Below are 20,420 nucleotides of genomic sequence, written 5' to 3'. Positions count from 1 at the left end.
GGCGAGCCCGACCGCAGTGATCCTGCTCGAGCGCTACCTCGCGGGCGCCGTGATCGCCGGTACCCTGCTCACCCTGGGTGTGTTGCTGCCGCTCCTCGGGTTCTTCATCCTTGCCGACGAGATCGATGACGTCGGGATCCAGGGCTACGAGCTATTGGACGCCCTGATGTTCATGGCCCTGAGTCTGCCCCGCTACGCCTATCAGGTCTTTCCAATCGCGACCCTGATCGGCGCCTTGATCGGGCTTGGCGCTTTGGCGAGTCGCTCGGAGCTGGTGGCAATGCGCGCCGCCGGGTTTTCGGTTGCTCGCATCATCTGGGCCGGTCTGTTGGGTGGGCTGCTGCTCGCCGCCGTGGCAGTGGTCTTGGGCGAAGTCGTTGCCCCCGTGGCGGAGCAGCGCGGCCTCGAGCTGCGCCGAGAGGCGCTTTCGGGGGACGCGACCCAGCGGACCCCTTTCGGCTTCTGGGCGATCGATGATGACGCCTATGTCAACATCCGAGAGATTCACTCGGCGACTCAGTTGCGTGACATCTCCATCTATCAGGTGGATCCGGATCGCGGCTCTTTGGTCACGACCCACGCGGCGGGCGCACGCTACAGCGAGGGAGGCTGGAAGCTGGAGGATATCAAACGCAGCCGCGTGACCGCAGAGGGGGTCGATGTCGAGCGGGTGGATCAGGCGGAATGGGACTCGGTGCTTGACCCGGGACTCCTCAAGGTGGTGGTCGTCGACCCGCAGGCGCTGCCGGTGTGGGGCCTCTACAAGTACGTTCGGTTCATGGCGCTGAACAAACAGGATGCGGGACCCTACGAGGTCGCGTTCTGGGGTAAGGTCTTGCACCCGGCGCTCACCCTGTCGATGATCTTCGTCGCCATCCCGATCATCCTCGGCTCGGCCCGCACCAGCGGCCTCGGCCCGCGCATCTTCATGGGCGTCCTGGTCGGCATCGTCTACTATCTCGTCAGCCGCACCTTCGCATTCGCCGCACTCCTGCTGGGCTTGAGTCCCTTGGTCGCGGCGGTGATGCCGCCTGCCCTGTTCCTGCTCGGGGCGCTGGTCCTTCTGCGCAGGGTCGGGTGAGGGAGGGCATCCGTTCGGCCTGCGGCCCCGAGTCCTGGGTGGCGTTTGGCTCCTAGGAGGCTGTCTGACTTGAGCGATCGTCGCGAGCCGAGTGGGAGAGCGAGGACAGATTCGACCGGTTTTGAGGCGCATAGTGGGTCTATGTAACGAGACATCGGCCGGATATGGCCCGCTCTCCCGCCGGCGCAGTAGGTCGGCCTCAAGTCCGACAGGCTCCTAGTGCCGTTGCAGCATCGCCAGCCGGCTCCGCGACCAGCGGTCGTGCCAGGCGAGACCGTCGCGGTCCAAGGCACACCACCAGAGGCCCAGTCCGGCCGGCAGGAGGCTCAGGGTAGCCCACCCGAAGCGCCGCAGTGCGTCGGCCCGGCGCATGTCCTCGCCATCGTCCCGGATCACGCGAAAGCGCCAGGCACGCATTCCGAGGGTCTGTCCGCCGTGTGTCCAGAAGAAGACGTAGAATCCGCAAATGATCGCCAGCAGATAGAGTTGCATCAACAACAGATGAGTCGGGTTTTCGTGAGGCGATGCCCCGGTGACCAGCTGATACGGGATGACCACCAACATCACGGCGAGCATCAGAACGCCGACCAGCAGCAGGCTGTCATAGATGAGCGCGCCGAGACGGCGCAGCAGGGAGGGGGTCTTGGCGCGGCTGATGTCGAGGGCCATGGTCCCAGTCCTCATGTCGTCAGGTCTTCGATGAACGCGCAATTAGCCACCGGCTTCCGATCGCGCATCGCCTCCAGTCGTCGCTGGGCCGTGTGGTCCTGGGGCCAGCGGCGCGACTGTTCGATTCACTCTTCGCGGAAGGCGTCGCCTTGATTCGGATTCCCATCAAGCCAATCATCTTTCGATTGTTGCGGGGCCTTCCCATGCCCCTGATTGCGATCCTGATCGGGCTGTTCGTCGGTCTGGCGGTGTGGGGCCTGTTGGATCAGGTCCAAAGTCGGCAGGTCGACAAGATCTTCGATCAAGAGCTCGAGGCGCAGCTCGACCAGCGCGCTCGCGAGAGCCTCATCCGCTTCGACCGGTACCTCTCCAACTTCGGCGCGACCACCCGTCTGCTGGCCAACCACCGGCGTCTCTCGGAATACCTGGAGCCGCTTTTCTGGTTCGAGGACGACGCCGCCACGCCGGTCGTCTACAGGGAGTTTCGCCCGCACTGGCTCCCCGATTTTTTTGACCGTGAGGAGTTGAGTGCACCCAGTCATGTCGTGCTGACCGATCCGCAGGGGCGGATCCGCGAGGTCTTCCAGTCCGGCAGTGAGCCTCTCCCCGGGGAGATCGCCTCACGCATCCCCGCGCGATTTCTCAATGTTCGCGAGGTGCGTTGCGTGATCGAGCGGCTCGGCGCAAGACTCTACTTGGTCTGCAGTGATGCTGTCGAGGATGCCGGCGGCTATGCGATGGGGCACCTGGTGGTGCTGGTGCCGGTCGATGACGCCTTCCTGGCATCGTCGCAGCGCGGGGTCTACGTGGCCCGCGCGGCGGTGGCGCTGGTGGACGGGGACGATGGGCGCATCATCGCGAGCGTCGATTCCCAGATGCTGGTCCCGGGGACCCAACTCGCCGACTGGGCGGACACCTACCTCGTCACGTCTCAGTCGATGCCCGAATATGAGGGTGCCGACTCGAATCTCCTGTTTGCGACCTTTGTCCCGCACGCCGCGGTGGAAAAGATGTCGCGACATGTGCGGATCTTCGAGCGTCGGCAGCGCGGGATCGCCGCGCTGGTTTTCGTCCTGGTCTTCACCGCCGTGATCTACCTTGTGTCCTCGCGGTTGAACGCGGTGCTGAAGCGCATGACCCGCTTCTCCCAGCGGGCGCTCGGCATACCGGATCCCGGGTTCCATCGCGACGGCAACCAACTGCTTCTGCTCGAGGAATGGATACAGCACTTCACCCAACTGGTGCTGAAGGCGCGGGAGGAGATGAACATCAAGCACCAGGCCGAGATGCGCGAGAGTGAGGCGCTCAAGGCGGCCGTGATGGAGGCCTCCCTGGATGCGATCGTGACGCTCGACCACGATGGTCGGATCATCGAGTTCAACCCGGCCGCCGAGCGCGTCCTGGGGCTCGAGCGTCGCGACGCGCTCGGCGCGGCCTTCATCGAGCAGTTTCTGCCCGAGATTGCCCGTGCGGCATTCCAGCGCCTGCTCGATCGATCGCGTCACGTCCATCGCGCGCCCCAAGGTCGGGAGGAGATGGTGGCGCTGCGTTCCGATGGGTCCGAGATACCCGTGGAGATCTCGATTGCACCCATCGAGCTGGAATCCGAACGCTACTTCACCCTGTACATCCATGACATCTCGGCGCGCAAACAGGCCGAGCGCGAGATCAAGAGCCTGGCGCGCTTCGCCAGTGAGAGTCCGAGCCCGGTCCTGCGCGTGAGCGCGGGCGGCCTGATCGTGTACGCAAATCGGGCCAGTCGGCCGTTGCTCCAGGCCTGGGGCTCGGAGCCGGGGGAACGGCTGCCTGAAGACTGGGGCGCGGAGGTGGCGTTGGCCCTGGAGAGCGGTGAGCCTCGGGAGCGTGAGCTGGAAGTGTCGGGCCAGGTTTACTCGCTGCTCTTCGCACCCATTCGGGACCTGGGATATCTCAACATCTATGCGCGCGATATCACCGCTGTGCGGCGTGCCGAGCAGGAGGCACGCCAACACCAGGCTGAGCTGGTGCATGTCTGTCGGCTCAGCACGATGGGTGAGATGGCCACCGGGATGGCCCACGAGCTCAATCAGCCTCTCTCGGCGATCGTCAATTATGCAAACGGTTGCAGTCGCCGCTTGCAGGCTGCCTCTTCACGGACCGAGGATCTGGTCGGCGCCATGGGTCAGATCACGTCGCAGGCGCAGCGCGCGAGCGAGATCATCCGCCGTCTGCGGGCTCTGGTCGGCAAGCAGCCGCCGATTCGGGTGGATGCGGATCTCAATCACCTGGTACGCGAGGTCTGCTCGTTCGTCGAGTTCGAGACCAATCGGATGGGGCTGCCGATCGATCTCGATCTTGGAGTGCAGCCGATCCCCGTCCATGTCGACCTCGTGCAGATCGAGCAGGTGCTCTTGAATCTGGTTCGCAACGCGATCGATGCCCTCCAAGAGTCGCCTGAGGGGGCGCGGCGCCTCGCTATCCGGGCCTGGGTGGAGGGGGGGCAGGCCCTTGTGGCCGTCGCGGACAGCGGTCCCGGGATCAGCCCCGAGCGGATCCTGCACCTGTTTCATCCTTTTTTCACGACGAAGGAGGGAGGCATGGGGATGGGTCTGGCGATCAGTCAAACCATCGTAGAGAATCACGACGGTCGGATCTGGGCGGAGTCGGAGTCTGGTCAGGGCGCGACCTTTTACGTTTCGCTTCCGCTTGCAGAGGCCGCCGAGGGTGCAAGTGCGCAACCCGTGCTGCTGGAAGGCATGACATGACCATTGAAGCCACCGTCTTTGTCGTCGATGACGACCAAGCCATGCGGACCTCCCTGAAATGGCTGATCGAATCCACAGGCATGTCGGTGCAGACCTATGAGTCCGCCGACGCGTTTCTTGCGAACTACTACCCGGGTCGCGCAGGCTGCCTTCTGCTCGACGTGCGGATGCCGGGGATGAGCGGATTGGAGCTGCAGGGCCATCTGGCGCGCGAGAGCTATCATCTGCCGGTCATCATCATCACCGGGCACGGCGATGTTGCAATGGCCGTGAAGGCCATGAAAGCGGGCGCGGTCGACTTCATCGAGAAGCCGTTTCATGATGAAGACCTTCTGCGCAGTATCCGCCGGGCACTCGACTTCGACCAGAAGCACCGCTCGAACCAGGCGGTACGCGCCGCCATTGCGGCGCGTCTTGCCGAGCTGACCCCGCGCGAGCACGAAGTCATGGCGATGGTCACAGAGGGCAAGTCGAACAAGGATATTGCCGCGTCACTCGGCGTCAGTGCCAAGACGGTGGAGGCCCATCGCGCGCGTGTGATGGAGAAGATGCGTGCCGATTCGCTCGCGGAGCTGGTCCGCATGTCGCTGATCGCGGCAGCCGATGCGCCCGCCTGATCAAGCGCGCAGAGACTCGCCGCTTCACGCCGGGCAGGACTGCCGGCCATCGTCGGCGGCCACCCGGTCGAAACCGCAGGGACGCGGCGGCAGCCTCTCCGTCCCTTGCGCCGGGCATTGCCAAGGGCCGGCGATTGATCAGCGTCTTCTGATGTTTGCTCGGAGGCTGTCGGAGGCTCAAAATGTCCGATCCCCGAAGTCCCCCCGGAGAATGATCGATGTCCGACAAGGCCCCCTGGATTACCTTCCGACCCGAGCTGAAAGTCCTCGACTGCACCGTCCGCGACGGCGGGCTCGTGAACGCCCACCAGTTCAGCGATAGCTTCGTCACCGCGATCTATCGCGCCTGCGTCGATGCCGGCATCGACTACATGGAAATCGGATACAAGAACTCGGTTCGCGTCTTCCCGCGGGACAAGTTCGGTCCGTGGCGGCACTGCGACGAGGCCGACATCCGCCGGGCGGTGGGGGATCATGACCCCGAATCGACCGGGCTCAAGCTTGCGGCCATGGCGGACGCCGGCAAGAGCGATTGGCAGACCGATCTTCTGCCGGCGAGCGACAGCGTCCTCTCGATGATCCGCGTCGCGTTTTATGCCCATCAGGTTTCAGAGGCGGTCGATATGATTCGCCATGCCACGGAGCTCGGCTACGAGACGACGGCGAACCTGATGGCGGTCTCCAACATCACCGAGACGGAGATCGACACGGTGCTCGAGGCCATCGCCGAGACGCCGGCCAGCACCATGGTGATCGTCGACAGCTTCGGCTATCTCTATCGCGAGCAGGTCGACCGCCTCTACCACAAGTACGCGGCCGCGCTGGAGGGCGTGGGGAAGGAGATCGGCATCCACGCCCACAACAACCTGCAGTTGGCATTCGCAAACACGATCGAGGCGATCATCCTCGGCTGCAATCGGGTCGATTCGACGATCTTCGGGTTTGGTCGTGGGGCAGGCAATTGCCACACGGAGCTGCTGCTCGGTTTCCTGCGAAACCCCAAGTTCGATGTGCGACCGATCATCGATGTCATCCAGCATCACATGTTGCCGTTGCGTCAGGAGCTGGACTGGGGCCCCTCGATCCCCTACAACATCACCGGTCAGCTCAACCAGCACCCGCGTGCCGCCATCGAATGGCGCGAGGGTCCGACCCCGGACGACTATCTGAGCTTCTACGACAAGGTGGTCTCGGAGATCTGAGCCTTCCCGGCGGCTGACGTCCAACGATCAGAGACCCAACCGGATGCCCGTCGTGACCGGGCGACCTGCACACGTTCGGACGACGGCAGGGTCGCCGCGTGATCCGAAGCGATGACCCCGCGGTGGGCCGTGGCGGACGGCTGGTCTCCCCCGACAGAATCATCCATCGACCCCCGGAGCATCCCATGTCCGATGCGGCAACCCTGATCCTCGGCGATGCGAGCTATCGTTTTCCGATCCTGGAGGGCACCGAGGGCGAGCGCGCCATCGACATTCGCACATTGCGTGCGAAGTCGGGCTGCATCACCCTCGATCCGGGTTACGCCAACACCGGCAGCTGTGAGAGCGCCATCACCTTCATCGATGGAGAGCGCGGGATCCTGCGCTATCGGGGTATTCCGATCGAGCAGTTCGAGCAGGCACCGAACTTCGTCGAGGTCGCCTGGCTGCTGATCTTCGGTCATCTGCCGAGTCCGCAGGAATACGAGGCCTTCGCGGCCGATCTGACGGCCTGCGCGAACCTCGACGAGGGGATGAAGCATCATTTCGAGGGTTTCCCGCGCTCGGCGCCGCCGATGGCCATCCTCTCGGCCATGATCAACGCGCTGTCCTGTTTTCACCCGGAGCTCTTCGAGCTCGAGGACGCGGACCGTTTCCGTGTGGCGGCCGCCCGTCTGATCAGCAAGATCCGCACGATCGCCGCCTATGCCTACCGTCACTCGAGGGGGCTGCCCTACATCTATCCGCATCCCGAGCTGAGGTATGTCCCGAACTTCCTGCACATGATGTTTTCGCAGCCGTACGCGCAGCATGTGTGCGATCCGGTCGTTCGCGACGCCGTCAACCTGGTGCTGCTGCTGCACGCCGACCATGAGCAGAACTGCTCGACTTCGACGGTGCGGATGGTCGGCTCCAGCCAGGCCAATCTCTTTGCGTCCTGCGCGGCAGGGGTCTGCGCGCTCTGGGGGCCGCTGCACGGCGGGGCAAATGTTGCAGTGCTCGAGATGTTGGAGCAGATCCATCACGGGCACCTGAGTCCGGAGGAATATGTCCGCCTGGCGAAGGACAAGGACAGCAAGGTCCGGCTGATGGGCTTCGGTCACCGGGTCTACAAGAGCTTCGACCCGCGCGCCCGAATGTTGGCGAACGTCGCCGAGCGGCTGCTTCCGCAACTCGGTGTCCGTGATCCATTGCTCCAGATCGCGCGTCGACTCGAGGAGATCGCACTCGAGGATCCGTACTTTGTCGAGCGCAAGCTCTACCCGAACGTGGATTTTTACAGCGGTATCATCCTCAGGGCCATCGGGATTCCGACCAACATGTTTACGGTGATGTTCGCAATCGGCCGGCTCCCCGGCTGGATCGCCCATTGGTGGGAGCAGGCACAGACCTCGGGGAACAAGATCGCGCGTCCGCGTCAGATCTATGTCGGGCCGCTGGAGACCGACCGGGTGCCGCTCAGCGAGAGAGGCGAGCTCGGAACGGCCTGACGCAGCTCAATGCGGCCGGTTGGGTCGCGCTGCGCGTGCGCCGATCCGATCATGCCCTTCCGGATCAAAGGTGGCGGCGGCGCAGGTCGAGGTCTTCAGGGTTGACCACCCTGACTCGGACCTTTTGCGCCACCGCGGATGGGGGAGCTCGACCCGCCGGTGGGCCAGCGGCGGAAACCTGTTGGAAAACTACAACGAAGAGCCGATTGTCCGCCCCGGACTCGAGAAACAGCCCTTGTCGGGGCGTTTCAGGAGGCCGGGACTGTGGCCTGCTGGCGGCAATCGTTGTAAATATGTATCGGCCGATGAAAAAAGTTGCACTTTTGTCCCTGTTGTAGTCTAAAATGTCGTTGTGCCAAGTGCGGTCTGTCCACGCTGTCCGCGCTCTGAACTGTCCGCTGAGGCGGCGAAACGGAGGCAGACCCGCGGCGAACGGGCGATACACACACAACGCTGTTGCATTTTCCTGACATGTCCGCCGACGATGTAGACACCCAAGCTCGATTCATCATCCATCCACCTGAACAGGAAGCGAAGAGATGCGTAAACAGAAACAGACCTCATTCCTGGCCTCGCTCGCGATGGCCGTTGCCTTATCCGCCCCGCTGGCCGTGCAGGCCGACTACATGGAGGACCACTTCTGGTCTGCTCAGCCAGAGGGAACGGGATGGGTGAACAGCTCGGGCGAGTGCTGGCAGAGCATCCACGGGCCCGACACCCTGGAGCCCTGCGTTGCGCCCGTTCCGGAAGAGTTCACGGTCCGTCTGAACTTCGAGTTCGACAAGTACCGCATCGAGAACGTGGTCAACGACAGCGAGCTTCAACGGCTCGACGACTACATCGCGAACGTGAAGGCGACCCCGACCCGCGAGGAGATCTCCATCACCGGTCACACCGATGCCAAGGGATCGGACGAGTACAACATGGAGCTCGGCATGCGTCGCGCCGAGACCGTGCGGGACTACATGGTCAGCCAGGGCATCCCGGCCAGCGACATCGTCTCGGTGGAGAGCCGCGGCAAGCGCGAGATGCTGCCCGACTTCGACATCTTCTCGTTGGATCAGCGCCGCGTGAAGATTCGCTCCAATGTGGCGGGCGGCTGACGCTGGGAGGCACTGCGGGTCGATCACCGGCAAACCGGGGCCGGCGGAAGGGATCGCCGCGGCCGGTCGTCCCCTCGATCGATCAACTGTTGTTGTCAAAAGCCGCACCGGTCATCGGGGTGACCGGTGCGGGAAGGTCCAATAAGCCTCAATCCCCCCGACAGGGGCTTATGGGAAGGCCGGCCACGTCACGGCGTGACCGGCCTTTTTTAATTGTTCCACTCTTTAGATTTCGCGTGCAAGCTGTGCCGCGTCGCCGAGGTAGTCTGCGGGCGTCAATGCCTTGAGCCTCGACTTGGCGGCATCCGGGAGCTCCAGTCCGTCGATGAAGGCCTTCAGCGCCTCCGGGCCGACGCGCTGACCACGGGTCAGCTCCTTGAGCCGCTCGTAAGGGCGATCCACGCCGTAGCGGCGCATGAGGGTCTGGATCGGCTCGGCCAAAATCTCCCAATTTGCCTCCAGATCGGCCGACATCCGCCCGGGGTCGGCTTCGAGCTTCGCGATCCCGCGCAGCAGCGACTGCAGCGCGATGCTCGTGTGGGCGAAGCCGACCCCGAGGTTGCGCAGCACGGTCGAGTCGGTGAGGTCGCGTTGCCAGCGCGAGATCGGCAGCTTCTCCGAGAGATGCCCCAGGATCGCGTTCGCCATGCCCAGATTGCCTTCCGCGTTCTCGAAGTCGATCGGGTTGACCTTGTGCGGCATGGTCGAGGAGCCGACCTCGCCGGCAACGGTGCGCTGTCGGAAATACCCGAGCGAGATATAACCCCAGACGTCCCGGGCGAAGTCGATCAGCACGCGATTGAAACGCGCGACGGCGTCGAAGAGCTCCGCCATATGATCGTGGGGCTCGATCTGGGTGGTGTAGGGGTTCCAGGTCAGGCCGAGGTCTTCCACAAAGTCGCGGGTGAGCCGCTGCCAATCGAGCCCCGGATAGGCGAGCCGATGGGCGTTGTAACACCCGACCGCACCGTTCATCTTGCCCAGCAGGACGACACCGGCGGCGCGATCGCGCTGGATCCGCAGCCGATGGACCGAGTTCGCCATCTCCTTGCCGAGGGTCGTCGGCGTCGCCGGTTGACCGTGGGTGCGCGCGAGCATCGGTTGGTCGGCATAGCGATGCGCCAGGTCGCGGATGGCCGCGATCACGGCGTCCATCGCGGGCAGCACGACCTGCTCGCGCCCGGTGCTCAGCATCAACCCATGCGCCAGGTTGTTGATGTCCTCGGAGGTGCAGGCGAAGTGGATGAGCTCGCTGGCCGCCGCCAGCTCGGCGTTGTCGGCGACCCGTTCCTTCAGGTAGTACTCGACGGCCTTGACGTCGTGGTTCGTGGTGCGTTCGATCTCCTTGACGCGTTGTGCATCCTCGACGCCGAACCGCTCGACGATGGCGTCGAGCAGCCGGTCGGCCGCCGCGCTGAAGGCCGGCAGCTCGGCGATGCCCGGGTGGCGGGACAACGCCTGTAACCACCTGACCTCCACCACGACGCGATATCGAATCAGGCCGTACTCGCTGAAGATCGGCCGCAGATCGACCGTCTTGGACCCGTAGCGGCCGTCGACGGGGGAGACGGCGGTGAGACTGGTGAGATCCATCGCCTGACCCCTAAGCGGCGAGCCGGCGCAGGACGTAGTGCAGGATCCCCCCGTGACGGTAGTAGTCAACCTCGTTCGGGGTGTCGATCCGCACCTTGGCCACGAACGTCTTGCCCGAGCCGTTGCCGGCCGTCGCGCGGACCTCCACCTCCTTGGCCTCGGCGTTTCTCAGACCCCGGATGTCGAAACGCTCCGAGCCTGTGAGACCCAGGGACTGGGCGTTGTCGCCCGGCGTGAACTCCAGCGGGAGGATCCCCATCCCGACCAGGTTCGACCGGTGGATGCGTTCATAGCTCTCGGCGATCACGGCGCGGACCCCGAGCAGACGCGGGCCCTTGGCCGCCCAGTCGCGCGAGGAGCCCGAGCCGTACTCCTTCCCGGCGATGATGATCACCGGGGCGCCTTCGGATTGGTAACGCATGGCCGCGTCATAGATCGACATCAGCTCTCCGCTCGGTTGGTGCAGTGTGACGCCGCCCTCAGTGCCGGGCGCCATCAGGTTGCGCAGTCTGACATTGGCGAAGGTGCCGCGCATCATGACCTCGTGGTTGCCGCGCCGCGAGCCCAGGCTGTTGAAGTCCTTGGGCTCGACGCCCTTCTCGATGAGGTATCTCCCGGCCGGCGAATCCGGTTTGATCGACCCGGCCGGCGAGATGTGGTCGGTGGTGATGGAGTCGCCGAGGAGCGCCAGGCAGCGTGCACCCGTGAGATCGCCCACCGGAGGCACGTCCAGCGTCATCCCCTCGAAATAGGGCGGTTTGCGGATATAGGTCGAGTCGGGCCAGTCATAGGTCTGGCTGCTCGCGGCCTCGAGCGATTGCCAGCGCGCGTCACCGGCGTAGACATCTGCATAGGCGGACGTGAACTCGTCGACCGTGACATTCTCGGTGATCGCGCGGCTCACCTCCTCCTGAGTCGGCCAGATGTCCTTGAGATAGACCGGTCCGCCATTTGGCGCAATCGTCAAAGGATCCCTGTACGGGTCGAGATCGATCCGCCCTGCGATGGCATAGGCGACCACCAGCGGCGGGCTTGCCAGATAGTTCATGCGCACCTCGGCGTGGACCCGGCCCTCGAAGTTGCGATTGCCCGAGAGGATCGAGACGGCGCACAGGTCATGGTCCGCGATGGCCTTGGAGACAGGCGCGGGCAATGGACCCGTGTTGCCGATGCAGACCGTGCAGCCATATCCCACGTTGTGGAAGCCCAACGCCTTGAGCGGATCGATGAGGCCGGCATGCTCCAGATAGCGGGTCACGGCCATGGAGCCGGGCCCGAGCGAGGTCTTGACCCAAGGCGCGGCCTTGAGGCCCAGGGCTGCGGCCTTTTTGGCCACCAATCCGGCGGCCAGCATGACACTGGGATTCGAGGTATTGGTGCAGGAGGTGATGGCGGCGACCACGATGGAGCCGTCGGAGATCTCGACCTCCTGGCCGTCCATCACGACCTTCGCGGGCCCCTTGTCCGGGATGTTGCGCTCCCGCTTCAGCGCGGCCAGGGCGGCCGGGAAGTGGCTCGCCATCTCGGTGAGGGCGACGCGGTCCTGCGGGCGCTTGGGACCGGCGAGTGAGGGCACGACATCGGCGAGGTCCAGCACCAACGTCTCGGAGTAGTCGGCCTCGGCGGCGTCCGCGCTGTGCCAGACGCCTTGGGCCTTGCAGTAGGCCTCGACCAGGGCGATCTGGCCCTCGTCGCGTCCGGTCAGGCGCAGATAGTCGAGGGTGATCTGATCGATCGGGAAGAGGCCGCAGGTCGCCCCGTACTCCGGCCCCATGTTCGCGATGGTCGTGCGATCGCCGATTGGAAGCGTGGCGATGGCCGGGCCGTAGAACTCGACGAACTTCCCGACCACGCCGTGCCGGCGCAGCATATCGACGATCGTCAGAACCAGGTCTGTCGCGGTGACGCCTTCTCGCAAAGCGCCGGTCAGCTTGAAGCCGACGACCTTGGGGACCAGCATCGAGACCGGCTGGCCCAACATGGATGCCTCGGCCTCGATCCCGCCGACACCCCATCCGAGCACCCCGATCCCGTTGACCATGGTCGTGTGTGAGTCGGTCCCGACGCAGGTGTCGAAATAGGCCTGGGTCACGCCGTCGACAGGGTTCGGGAAGACGACACGGGAAAGGTACTCGATATTGACCTGGTGGACGATGCCGGTATCGGGTGGGACGACCTTGAACCCGTCGAGCGCCTTCTGTCCCCACTTCAGGAACTTGTAGCGTTCCTGGTTGCGCCTGAACTCCAGCTCCGCGTTGAGCGCAAAGGCGTCGTCCGAGCCGAAGTAATCGACTTGAACCGAGTGGTCGATGACCAGCTCGGCCGGCTGCAGCGGGTTGATCTTGCGCGGGTCGCCGCCTAGCACTTTCATCGCGTCGCGCATGGCGGCCAGGTCGACCACCGCCGGAACGCCGGTGAAGTCCTGCATCAGGACGCGCGCTGGCCGGTACTGGATCTCCTGGGTGGGCTCGGCCCGCGGGTCCCAGTTGGCCAGATCAGCGATGTGCGCGCGGGTGACGGTGACGCCATCCTCATTCCGCAGCAGGTTTTCCAGCAGGATCTTCAACGAAAAGGGCAGACGCGCACTGCCGGAGACCGAGTCGAGCTTAAAGATCTCGAAGTCTCGACCGGAGACACTAAGTGTGGTCTTGGCATTGAAGCTGTCGGTCATGCGGGGCTCCGGGGTCAGTGGCTGGTTGGCCACGATTCTAGCGGTCGCGGCGGGGCGCCGCCATATGCTGCAGTGCAGTAGGCGGCGGCAGGGCGGGTCCACTGCGTGCCGCCCACCCCTCGGCCATGTCGCCTGCGGCGCGCGCGCGGCAGTCTCAGGGGCGGTTTGCGGCACGCTCGAGATAGCGGCGGGCGTCGGCCAGGATCTGCTTGCTCCTGAAGAGAATGTGCCAGCGGCCGCCGCCGACCTGGCGCCACAGCATCGCGGCTCGGATACCCGCCAACAGCAGTGCGCGCACCTGGTTTTGGTTGTCCGGGTTCCGCAGATGAAGCGGATCGCCGCGGACGATGATCCGGGGCTCGAGATGGCTGATGGTCGCGCTGTAGATCTCGGCGAGCTGGGCAAGCATGTCGGGGCCAAGCAGCGCGGACTGCTCCTGGCTGAGCTGGGCGGAGACGATGCCTTCACGGATCCGTGCAAGCAGGTCGGCTCGCCTCGCCAGGGTGCGCTCCAACTTCATCAGGAGGACCACGTAGCGGGTCAGCTCCAGATTGCGCTCCGGCTTTCCCGTCAGTTGAGCGATGATCTGCCGTGCCCCGTTTGCGACAGCACCCGGTGGTCCGAACACCGCTTCCACGTCGTCCGCGTCCACCTGCAGGAGGCTGTAGATACAGGGTTCCATGGCTTCAACATCGGCCGAGCCATGGCGGGCGACGCGGGTCACGCAATTGACCGCTTGATAGATGCCGGCGAGTGCGACGACGCGATCGAGGTCGGTGTGGGCCATGCTGCTGGGGTCTCCTGAGCGTCTGCCCCGCCATTTGAACCCGAACACGGCGCTCTCGCCAAGGATTGATCGGGTTCGCCGGCTTCAGCGCCATCCCTCTTCGATGACCGCGCCGCCGAGACATTCGTCGTCGCGGTAGAAAACGATGGACTGGCCCGGCGTCACCGCGCGCTGCGGGGCACCGAAGCGGACCCTGCAGCCTTCGTCGCTGATCTCGGATACCTCGCAGGCCTGCAGCGGCTGGCGATGTCGCAATCGGGCGAGACAGTGAAACGGCGGGTGCGCGGGAGGCGAGCCGGCGATCCAATGTGGTGTCCCTGCCGTGAGACCCGCAGACATGAGAAGGGGATGAAGCGTGTCCTGAACCAGGATCAAGGTGTTACGTCGGGCATCCTTGGCGGCGACGAACCAGGGTGCCGCTTGCCCGCCGTTGACACCCCCGATGCCGAGCCCCTGACGTTGACCGATCGTGTAGTGCGCAAGTCCCCGATGCGCGCCGATGCGCACACCCTCGGCGGTCTCGATGGGGCCGGGCTCGATGGGAACATAGCGAGCCAGAAAATCCCGGAAACGTCGCTCTCCGATGAAGCAGATTCCGGTGCTGTCCTTCTTCTCGGCGTTCGGGAGCGCGAGCCCTTTCGCGATCCTGCGGACCTCGGCCTTGGTGACGTCATGCAATGGGAAGAGCGCCCACGCCAATTGGGCTTGGTCGAGCAGGTGGAGAAAGTATGTCTGGTCTTTCTCCGAATCGGCGCACAGGCGCAGGCGAACGCCCCGCGCGTCCCGCGTGGCGCGCGCATAGTGGCCCGTCGCAATGTGATCGGCACCCAAAGCCCGGGCATGGTCGAGAAAGGCGGTGAACTTGATCTCCCGGTTGCATAAGACATCCGGGTTGGGGGTGCGCATGGCACGGTACTGGGCGAGGAAGGCCTCGAAGACCCGGTCCCAATACTCGGCGGCGAAATTGACCGTGTGCAGTCGAATCCCGAGCCGGTCGGCGACGGCACTTGCGTCGGCGAGGTCGGCTGCTGCGGCGCAGTGGCCCGCGGTGTCGTCTTCCTCCCAGTTCTTCATGAACAGGGCCTCGACCGCATAACCGCGCTCGAGTAATCGGTGCGCGGCGACGGCTGAATCGACCCCGCCGGAGAGGCCGACGATGACGCGGCTTGTCCGCGTCTTCAGGGGCACACGAATCATGGCGTGATTGTAACGAGTACGCCCTGCCCCGTCGCCGCCTGCCCGCTGTGACTTGACATTTAAATAAGAATAAACTAATAAAGCAATGTAGTGATCGTTCCGGCACGGAAACCTGCAGGACGGCACATGCCGGGATCCCTTCGAGCGAAGCCGGACCCCGTCGTGCTGTTCGGCTGACGTCTCAACCATTCGGCAATTGGGAGGTGTCCCGCCATGAAATTCGTGGCTATCCTGAAACAGCTCACGGTCCCCGAGATCCTGTCCATGGGAATCGTCGTCATCGTTCCCTTGGCTATCCTCTATGGCATCCTGGCCTGACCGCAGGGGTGCGCAGGGGGCGAAGCGGCGCGCACGCGTCCTTGCACCTGTCGGCGCCGCGAGGCGGCGCCCTTCTGCGCGCGCGGGGGGCGCGGGTCCCGCTTAATCCTGCACCGCCTCCATCACATGGTCCAGCTTCTCCCGGACCATCGCGGCCAGCCCCGGCACCTGGGGGTTTTCAACCAGGTCCAGCACCGCCAGTGGGTTCATGAAGAGGACCCTGACATCGCCGTCGTCGTCTTCGCGCACGACAAAGTTGCAGGGTAGCAGAACACCGATGTCCGGCTCGGCGCTGATGGCTTTTTGGGCGAACTCCGGATTGCAGGCACCGAGAATACGATAGGGCCGGTGGTCGACGCCGAGCTTGGTCTTCAGCGTCGCGGCCACGTCGATATCGCTCAGGACACCGAAGCCCTCAGCCTTCAGGGCTTCAGTCAAGCGGTCGATGGTCTCGTCGAATCCGGTGCTCACTTTCGTCGATACGCCGTACATGATCTTGTCTCCTGCGGGTTCTGGCTCCCGCCGCGCAATTGTGAGGATGCCGGGCGACACCCCCGGCAGCAGCCCTATTTCCGGCACACGAACCAGGGACCTTCACGCGGGGACGCGGATCCGCGCGCGAAGCAAGGCCCACCGCACCGAGTCGGCGCGGTGGGCCGTGGAGTGTGCTTCGCCGCGGCGCCGACGGGGAAGGCTGAGTGGACCGCTGACGCTCGGGCGGCTGCGCTAAGCCAGCTTGGGCTTCAGGTACCTCGCGGGCGCAGCCCGTTCGCCCGTGCGCTCGGCGTCTGGCAGATCACAGCGGGGTGCGCGCTCGAACAGCTCGACCCAGCTCTCTTCTGCCTGTCCGACGGCGTCGAGCAGGCCGAGCGGGCCGGCATCGGCGATTGCCGCCCGGCGCCAGTCGCTGCGGCTTCCCCCTGCTTGACCGCAATTCATGCCGCGTCGGGCGCAGTCTTCACGCTCGAGCTCGTCCAGTCGGTTTTGACGAGCCACGAACTCCCGCACGTGAAGCTCGGCCAGAAGTGTCACGGATGTCATGCTGGTACCTCCTTATAAGGTGGTCATGTTCGGCCGGGATGCGGGTCTATTGTGTGTTCTTGTCGACCCGTCGCCGGTCCCCTGCCGACGCCTCGCCGGGCGCACGATGGCGCCTCATCATTGCACCTTGACGCTAAGCACCTCCTCGCCGTTCGGGTCGGTCAGATGCACCGCGCAGGCGATGCAGGGATCGAAGCTGTGGATCGTGCGCAGGATCTCGATCGGTTGCTCGGGATCGTGCAGCGCATGGCCCGCGAGCGCCGCCTCGTAAGGCCCTTGCTGGTCCCGGGCATCCCGCGGACCGGCATTCCAGGTGCTGGGTACAACGGCCTGGTAGTTGGCCGTCTTGCCGTTCTCGATGACGATCCAGTGGCCGAGCGCGCCGCGCGGGGCCTCCATGTGGCCGACTCCCTGTGCCTTCTTGGGCCAGGTCGACGGGTTCCAGAGCGCATCATTGAACGTCTTGACGTCGCCGGCCTTGATGTTGGCCAGCAGCTGGTCGTACCACCCACGCATCGCATCCACCATCACCGCAGTCTCCAAGGTGCGCGCCGCGGTCCGGCCCATCGTCGAGTAGAGCGCGTCGATGGGGAGCTCGAGCCGGCTGAGCGTGGAGTCCACGAGCTCCCTGGTCTGGTCGTGTCCGGACACGTAGAGCATCAGCACCCGCGCGAGCGGTCCGACCTCCATCGGCTTGCCCTTCCAGCGCGGTGACTTGAGCCAGGAGTACTGGTTGTCGACGTCCAGCAGGTCGTAGGGAGGCTCTGGCCCGGTATAGGCGAGCTCGGTCTCGCCCTGGTACGGGTGCAGGCCGGTGTCCTTGCCGTCTTTGTAGTCATACCAGGCCCGCGAGACGAACTCCTGGATCTCGGTCTCGGCATCCAGGTCCACCGGCTCGATATGGCTGAGATCGCGGTTCAGGATCACACCGGCGGGGATCAGGTAGGAATCGGCGTCACCGAAGCCCTTGGCCGGGAAATCGCCGTAGCAGAGGAAGTTGCCGACACCCTCGCCCTGCTTGAACCAGTCCTTGTAGTAACCGGCGATGGCGATGGTGTCCGGCACGTAGACCTGATGCACGAACGTCTCCATCTGGCCGATCAGATTGCGCACCCGCTGCAGGCCCACGACGTCCACCGCCGTGCCGGCCTGCTTGCCGGACTCCAGGCTGATGGCGCAGGGCATGCCGCCGACGCAGAGGTTGGGATGCGGGTTCTTGCCGCCGAAGATGGCATGCAGCTCCGCCACGTCGCGCTGCCAGGCCAGCGCGTCGAGATAATGCGAGACTGCCAGCAGATTGGCCTCCGGCGGCAGCCTGTAGGCCGGGTGGCCCCAGTAGCCGTTCGCGAAGATGCCGAGCTGGCCGGCCTCGACGAATCCCTTCAGCTTCTGCTTGACGTCGCCGAAATAGCCGGGCGACGACTTGGCATAGCCGCTGATGGACTGCGCCAGCTCCGACGTGGCCTTCGGGTCGGCAGCCAGCGCCGAGACCACGTCCACCCAATCGAGCGCGTGCAGGTGATAGAAGTGCATCACATGGTCGTGCACGTACTGAGCGCCGATCATCAGATTGCGGATCAGCTGCGCATTCGGCGGGATTGCGTAATCCAGTGCATCCTCGACGGCTCGGACACCGGCCATGCCATGCACCAGCGTGCAGACGCCGCAGATGCGCTGAACGAAGCCCCAGACTTCCCGCGGGTCGCGTCCCCGCACGATGGTCTCGATGCCCCGTACCATGGTGCCCGACGAGTAGGCCTGCTCAATGACACCGCCGTTCATCTGTGCCTCGATGCGCAGATGGCCCTCGATGCGCGTGATGGGGTCGACAACGACACGCGTGCTCATGCTGCTGCCCCTCCGGCCTTGGCCGCACCGGTCTCAGGGCCTTCGATCAGGTGGTCGGCGACCAGCTCGACCAGGCTATCGACGCGCTTGTCCCAATGGTTTTTCTGCCGGCCGGCTTCGAAGTTGAGTCGGCAGCTTGCGCAGCTGACCACCACCGAATCGGCACCGGTCTCGTTGACTTCGCGGATCTTGATCTTGAACGACTCGTCGCGCAGGCGGGTCGCGCGCTCCAGCAGGAAGATGCCGGCGCCGCCGCCGCAGCACCAGTTGTATTCCCTGTTTGCCGGCAGCTCCACGAAGTCCGCGTTCATGGCCTTGAGCACCGACCGCGGCTCGTCGAAGGCGCCGCCGCGTCGGCCGGTCTTGCAGGGATCATGATAGGTGACCTTGCCCTCCAGCGGTCTCAGGCGCAGTCGGCCGGCCTTCGCCTGTCTGCCGAGGAACTCGGACATGTACATCATCTCGAACGGCAGCGAGCCGCTGCGCACCATCGGATTCCAGCGCAGCGCCGGATAGGCGTGGCCGCATTCGGCAATGACCAGTGTCTTGGCGCCGATGCGTTGGGCGGCGGCGATGATCGGGTCCACCTGCTGCTTCCACAACGACATGTCGCCGGACAGCAGCCCGAAGTTGGCGCTCTCGAAGCCGTCCGAGCAGATGGTCCAATCGACCCCGACGTGGTTCATGACCCTGGCCGTGGCCAGCAGACCGTTGCCGTTGGCCACCAGGTCGACCGCTGAGCTCAGCACCATGACCTCGGCCTTGTCCTTGTCCAGCGGGATATCGATACCGTATTGGTCGCGGATCGTGTCGACCATCTTTCTCAGGGCTTCGGGCGAGGAGCCGAACACCGTCCCCTGGCGCTTCTGCTCCTCGCGAAGAGCGGCGAGCTCCGGCGGCACCAGCTCGGCGGCGACCATGGCGCTGCGCATGTGGTGCACCAGCGATGCGGTATCGATACCCATGGGACACACCATGGTGCAGCGGCCGCATTCGGAGCAGGAGTCATAGACTAGCTCCTGGGCCTCCTCGAAGTCCTTCAGCTTCACCGGTCTGGTGACGAGCCGGAACCACCAGCGCATCGGACTGATCTCGCGCTGATAGACGCGCCGGTACAGGTTCATCTTGCGCATCGGCGCGTATTTTGCGTCGCCGGTGGCCTGGAAGTAGTGGCAGGCGGTGGTGCACTGACCGCAGTGGATGCAGCTTTCCAGCCAGACCGCCTCGTCGGCATTGGTCTCTTCGATCAGGGTGTCGACGGCACGGGCCAGGCGCGTTTCGTCCGACAGCGTGGGCCGCGGTGCCATCTCGCGCAGCATGCCGATCTGCCCCGCCAGCCCTTGAAAGACCTGCTCGAACGTCGGGAAGACCCCTGTGGGTGCAGCTTGTGCGCTCATATCCGGACCCCCTTGTGGGCGTAGGCAAGGCCACTCTGGGCACGCGAGAAGATGAACCAGAAGGCGTGCATCAACTTGCTGAACGGGAAGTATGCGAACAGCAGCGCCGCACTCAGGATATGCAGCGCCAGCATCGTCTCGTAGCGCGGTCCGACATGGGCGAAGGCCATCAGGCCGGTGATCAGGGGCAGCGCAACAATGACCCAGGTGATGAAGTCCTCGACGGTCGAGTTGTACACGGCGGGTTTACCGAGTCTACGCAGGATCAATGCGATCAAGGATGCCAATGCGATCGTACCGAGTGCCACCCCGATCCAGTTCGGCAATCCAGGCCAGCTCAGTCCGGTCAGGCTGGTGATGAACTCGATATGTGGCACGATGCCGATCACGACGGCGAGGGTCGCCAGATGAAACGCATAGGCGACGGCGGTCTGATAGCGGGTCGCCGTCGTGAACTCGTCACTCGGCCAGGCGCGGCTGAAGACGGTTCGATAGCCTTTGAAGTTGCCGAAGGCGTCGCGCGGGCGCGAGAGGTCGGCGCCCCGGGTGAGCAGTAATACGCCGAGCAGGCGAAGTAGGATGCCGCCGACCAGCAGAATCAGCGAGGCGTGGATCGCCGGGCCGCGGGCGAATTCGAGAAGACTCATGGTATTCCGTCCTCC

16 protein-coding genes are annotated in these 20,420 nt (G+C 64.6%); 6 read left to right on the top strand and 10 right to left on the bottom strand.

Features of this window, described 5'->3' with window-relative positions:
* The first annotated feature begins 16 nt into the window (after positions 1-16).
* Positions 17-1,081 carry an LPS export ABC transporter permease LptG gene (gene lptG / locus LJE61_RS10290; protein ID WP_296909518.1) on the top strand — a complete coding sequence of 355 codons (1,065 nt, stop codon included), beginning with the start codon at positions 17-19 and terminating at the stop codon, positions 1,079-1,081.
* Between the two features lie 216 nt (positions 1,082-1,297).
* Here lptG and LJE61_RS10285 read toward each other — a convergent pair whose 3' ends face one another.
* Positions 1,298-1,750 carry an RDD family protein gene (locus LJE61_RS10285; protein WP_296918309.1) on the bottom strand — a complete coding sequence of 151 codons (453 nt, stop codon included), beginning with the start codon at positions 1,748-1,750 and terminating at the stop codon, positions 1,298-1,300.
* A gap of 203 nt (positions 1,751-1,953) precedes the next feature.
* On the opposite strand from LJE61_RS10285, the gene LJE61_RS10280 reads away from it, so the two are divergent.
* The 5 genes from LJE61_RS10280 to LJE61_RS10260 all read left to right on the top strand — a co-directional run bounded on the left by LJE61_RS10280 (position 1,954) and on the right by LJE61_RS10260 (position 8,906).
* Positions 1,954-4,494: an ATP-binding protein gene (locus tag LJE61_RS10280; RefSeq protein WP_296909516.1), complete on the top strand. Its 2,541-nt coding sequence runs from the start codon at positions 1,954-1,956 to the stop codon at positions 4,492-4,494.
* A complete protein-coding gene (locus tag LJE61_RS10275; protein ID WP_296909515.1) occupies positions 4,491-5,111 on the top strand; it encodes a response regulator transcription factor in 621 nt (206 codons plus the stop codon). Before LJE61_RS10280 ends, LJE61_RS10275 begins: the two co-directional genes overlap by 4 nt.
* Positions 5,112-5,329: 218 nt before the next feature.
* Positions 5,330-6,313: an aldolase catalytic domain-containing protein gene (locus tag LJE61_RS10270; RefSeq protein WP_296909514.1), complete on the top strand. Its 984-nt coding sequence runs from the start codon at positions 5,330-5,332 to the stop codon at positions 6,311-6,313.
* A gap of 185 nt (positions 6,314-6,498) precedes the next feature.
* Entirely contained in the window at positions 6,499-7,803 is a 1,305-nt protein-coding gene (locus LJE61_RS10265) for a citrate synthase (RefSeq protein ID WP_296909513.1), read from the top strand.
* 539 nt (positions 7,804-8,342) lie between these two features.
* Positions 8,343-8,906 (top strand): OmpA family protein, encoded by a 564-nt coding sequence (locus tag LJE61_RS10260; RefSeq protein WP_296909512.1) that lies wholly within the window; start codon positions 8,343-8,345, stop codon positions 8,904-8,906.
* A 225-nt stretch (positions 8,907-9,131) separates the two neighbouring features.
* Here the strand turns inward: LJE61_RS10260 and purB are convergent, their stop codons facing one another.
* From purB to LJE61_RS10215, 9 genes are all read right to left on the bottom strand, one after another.
* Positions 9,132-10,499: an adenylosuccinate lyase gene (gene purB / locus LJE61_RS10255; protein ID WP_296909511.1), complete on the bottom strand. Its 1,368-nt coding sequence runs from the start codon at positions 10,497-10,499 to the stop codon at positions 9,132-9,134.
* A gap of 10 nt (positions 10,500-10,509) precedes the next feature.
* A complete protein-coding gene (gene acnA / locus LJE61_RS10250; RefSeq protein ID WP_296918307.1) occupies positions 10,510-13,170 on the bottom strand; it encodes an aconitate hydratase AcnA in 2,661 nt (886 codons plus the stop codon).
* Between the two features lie 154 nt (positions 13,171-13,324).
* Entirely contained in the window at positions 13,325-13,957 is a 633-nt protein-coding gene (gene hflD / locus LJE61_RS10245; protein ID WP_296918306.1) for a high frequency lysogenization protein HflD, read from the bottom strand.
* Between the two features lie 84 nt (positions 13,958-14,041).
* Positions 14,042-15,154, bottom strand: coding sequence for a tRNA 2-thiouridine(34) synthase MnmA (mnmA, locus tag LJE61_RS10240; RefSeq protein WP_296918305.1), 1,113 nt, complete (start codon positions 15,152-15,154; stop codon positions 14,042-14,044).
* Between the two features lie 420 nt (positions 15,155-15,574).
* Positions 15,575-15,964, bottom strand: coding sequence for a DUF302 domain-containing protein (locus LJE61_RS10235; protein WP_296914936.1), 390 nt, complete (start codon positions 15,962-15,964; stop codon positions 15,575-15,577).
* 234 nt (positions 15,965-16,198) lie between these two features.
* Positions 16,199-16,513: a hypothetical protein gene (locus LJE61_RS10230; protein ID WP_296914934.1), complete on the bottom strand. Its 315-nt coding sequence runs from the start codon at positions 16,511-16,513 to the stop codon at positions 16,199-16,201.
* Between the two features lie 117 nt (positions 16,514-16,630).
* A complete protein-coding gene (locus LJE61_RS10225; RefSeq protein WP_296914933.1) occupies positions 16,631-18,361 on the bottom strand; it encodes a nickel-dependent hydrogenase large subunit in 1,731 nt (576 codons plus the stop codon).
* On the bottom strand, positions 18,358-19,758 hold the full coding sequence (locus LJE61_RS10220) for a (Fe-S)-binding protein (protein WP_296914932.1): 1,401 nt from the start codon (positions 19,756-19,758) through the stop codon (positions 18,358-18,360). The genes LJE61_RS10225 and LJE61_RS10220 overlap by 4 nt, the downstream gene beginning before the upstream one ends.
* Positions 19,755-20,405, bottom strand: coding sequence for a nitrate reductase (locus tag LJE61_RS10215; protein WP_296914931.1), 651 nt, complete (start codon positions 20,403-20,405; stop codon positions 19,755-19,757). Before LJE61_RS10215 ends, LJE61_RS10220 begins: the two co-directional genes overlap by 4 nt.
* Positions 20,406-20,420 lie beyond the last annotated feature (15 nt).

Origin of the sequence: Thiocapsa sp., from assembly GCF_022340925.1 — a bacterium.
Lineage (GTDB): Bacteria > Pseudomonadota > Gammaproteobacteria > Chromatiales > Chromatiaceae > Thiocapsa.
This window is presented reverse-complemented; position numbering and strand designations above follow the sequence as displayed.

Excerpts from the sequence above, each read along its gene's own strand:
- hflD (WP_296918306.1), bottom strand. The coding sequence starts at position 13,957 with ATGGCCCACACCGACCTCGATCGCGTCGTCGCACTCGCCGGCATCTAT.
- LJE61_RS10280 (WP_296909516.1), top strand. The coding sequence starts at position 1,954 with ATGCCCCTGATTGCGATCCTGATCGGGCTGTTCGTCGGTCTGGCGGTG.
- LJE61_RS10225 (WP_296914933.1), bottom strand. The coding sequence starts at position 18,361 with ATGAGCACGCGTGTCGTTGTCGACCCCATCACGCGCATCGAGGGCCAT.
- purB (WP_296909511.1), bottom strand. The coding sequence starts at position 10,499 with ATGGATCTCACCAGTCTCACCGCCGTCTCCCCCGTCGACGGCCGCTAC.
- LJE61_RS10235 (WP_296914936.1), bottom strand. The coding sequence starts at position 15,964 with ATGTACGGCGTATCGACGAAAGTGAGCACCGGATTCGACGAGACCATC.
- LJE61_RS10215 (WP_296914931.1), bottom strand. The coding sequence starts at position 20,405 with ATGAGTCTTCTCGAATTCGCCCGCGGCCCGGCGATCCACGCCTCGCTG.
- acnA (WP_296918307.1), bottom strand. The coding sequence starts at position 13,170 with ATGACCGACAGCTTCAATGCCAAGACCACACTTAGTGTCTCCGGTCGA.
- LJE61_RS10265 (WP_296909513.1), top strand. The coding sequence starts at position 6,499 with ATGTCCGATGCGGCAACCCTGATCCTCGGCGATGCGAGCTATCGTTTT.
- LJE61_RS10220 (WP_296914932.1), bottom strand. The coding sequence starts at position 19,758 with ATGAGCGCACAAGCTGCACCCACAGGGGTCTTCCCGACGTTCGAGCAG.
- LJE61_RS10230 (WP_296914934.1), bottom strand. The coding sequence starts at position 16,513 with ATGACATCCGTGACACTTCTGGCCGAGCTTCACGTGCGGGAGTTCGTG.
- mnmA (WP_296918305.1), bottom strand. The coding sequence starts at position 15,154 with ATGATTCGTGTGCCCCTGAAGACGCGGACAAGCCGCGTCATCGTCGGC.
- LJE61_RS10260 (WP_296909512.1), top strand. The coding sequence starts at position 8,343 with ATGCGTAAACAGAAACAGACCTCATTCCTGGCCTCGCTCGCGATGGCC.
- LJE61_RS10270 (WP_296909514.1), top strand. The coding sequence starts at position 5,330 with ATGTCCGACAAGGCCCCCTGGATTACCTTCCGACCCGAGCTGAAAGTC.
- LJE61_RS10275 (WP_296909515.1), top strand. The coding sequence starts at position 4,491 with ATGACCATTGAAGCCACCGTCTTTGTCGTCGATGACGACCAAGCCATG.
- LJE61_RS10285 (WP_296918309.1), bottom strand. The coding sequence starts at position 1,750 with ATGGCCCTCGACATCAGCCGCGCCAAGACCCCCTCCCTGCTGCGCCGT.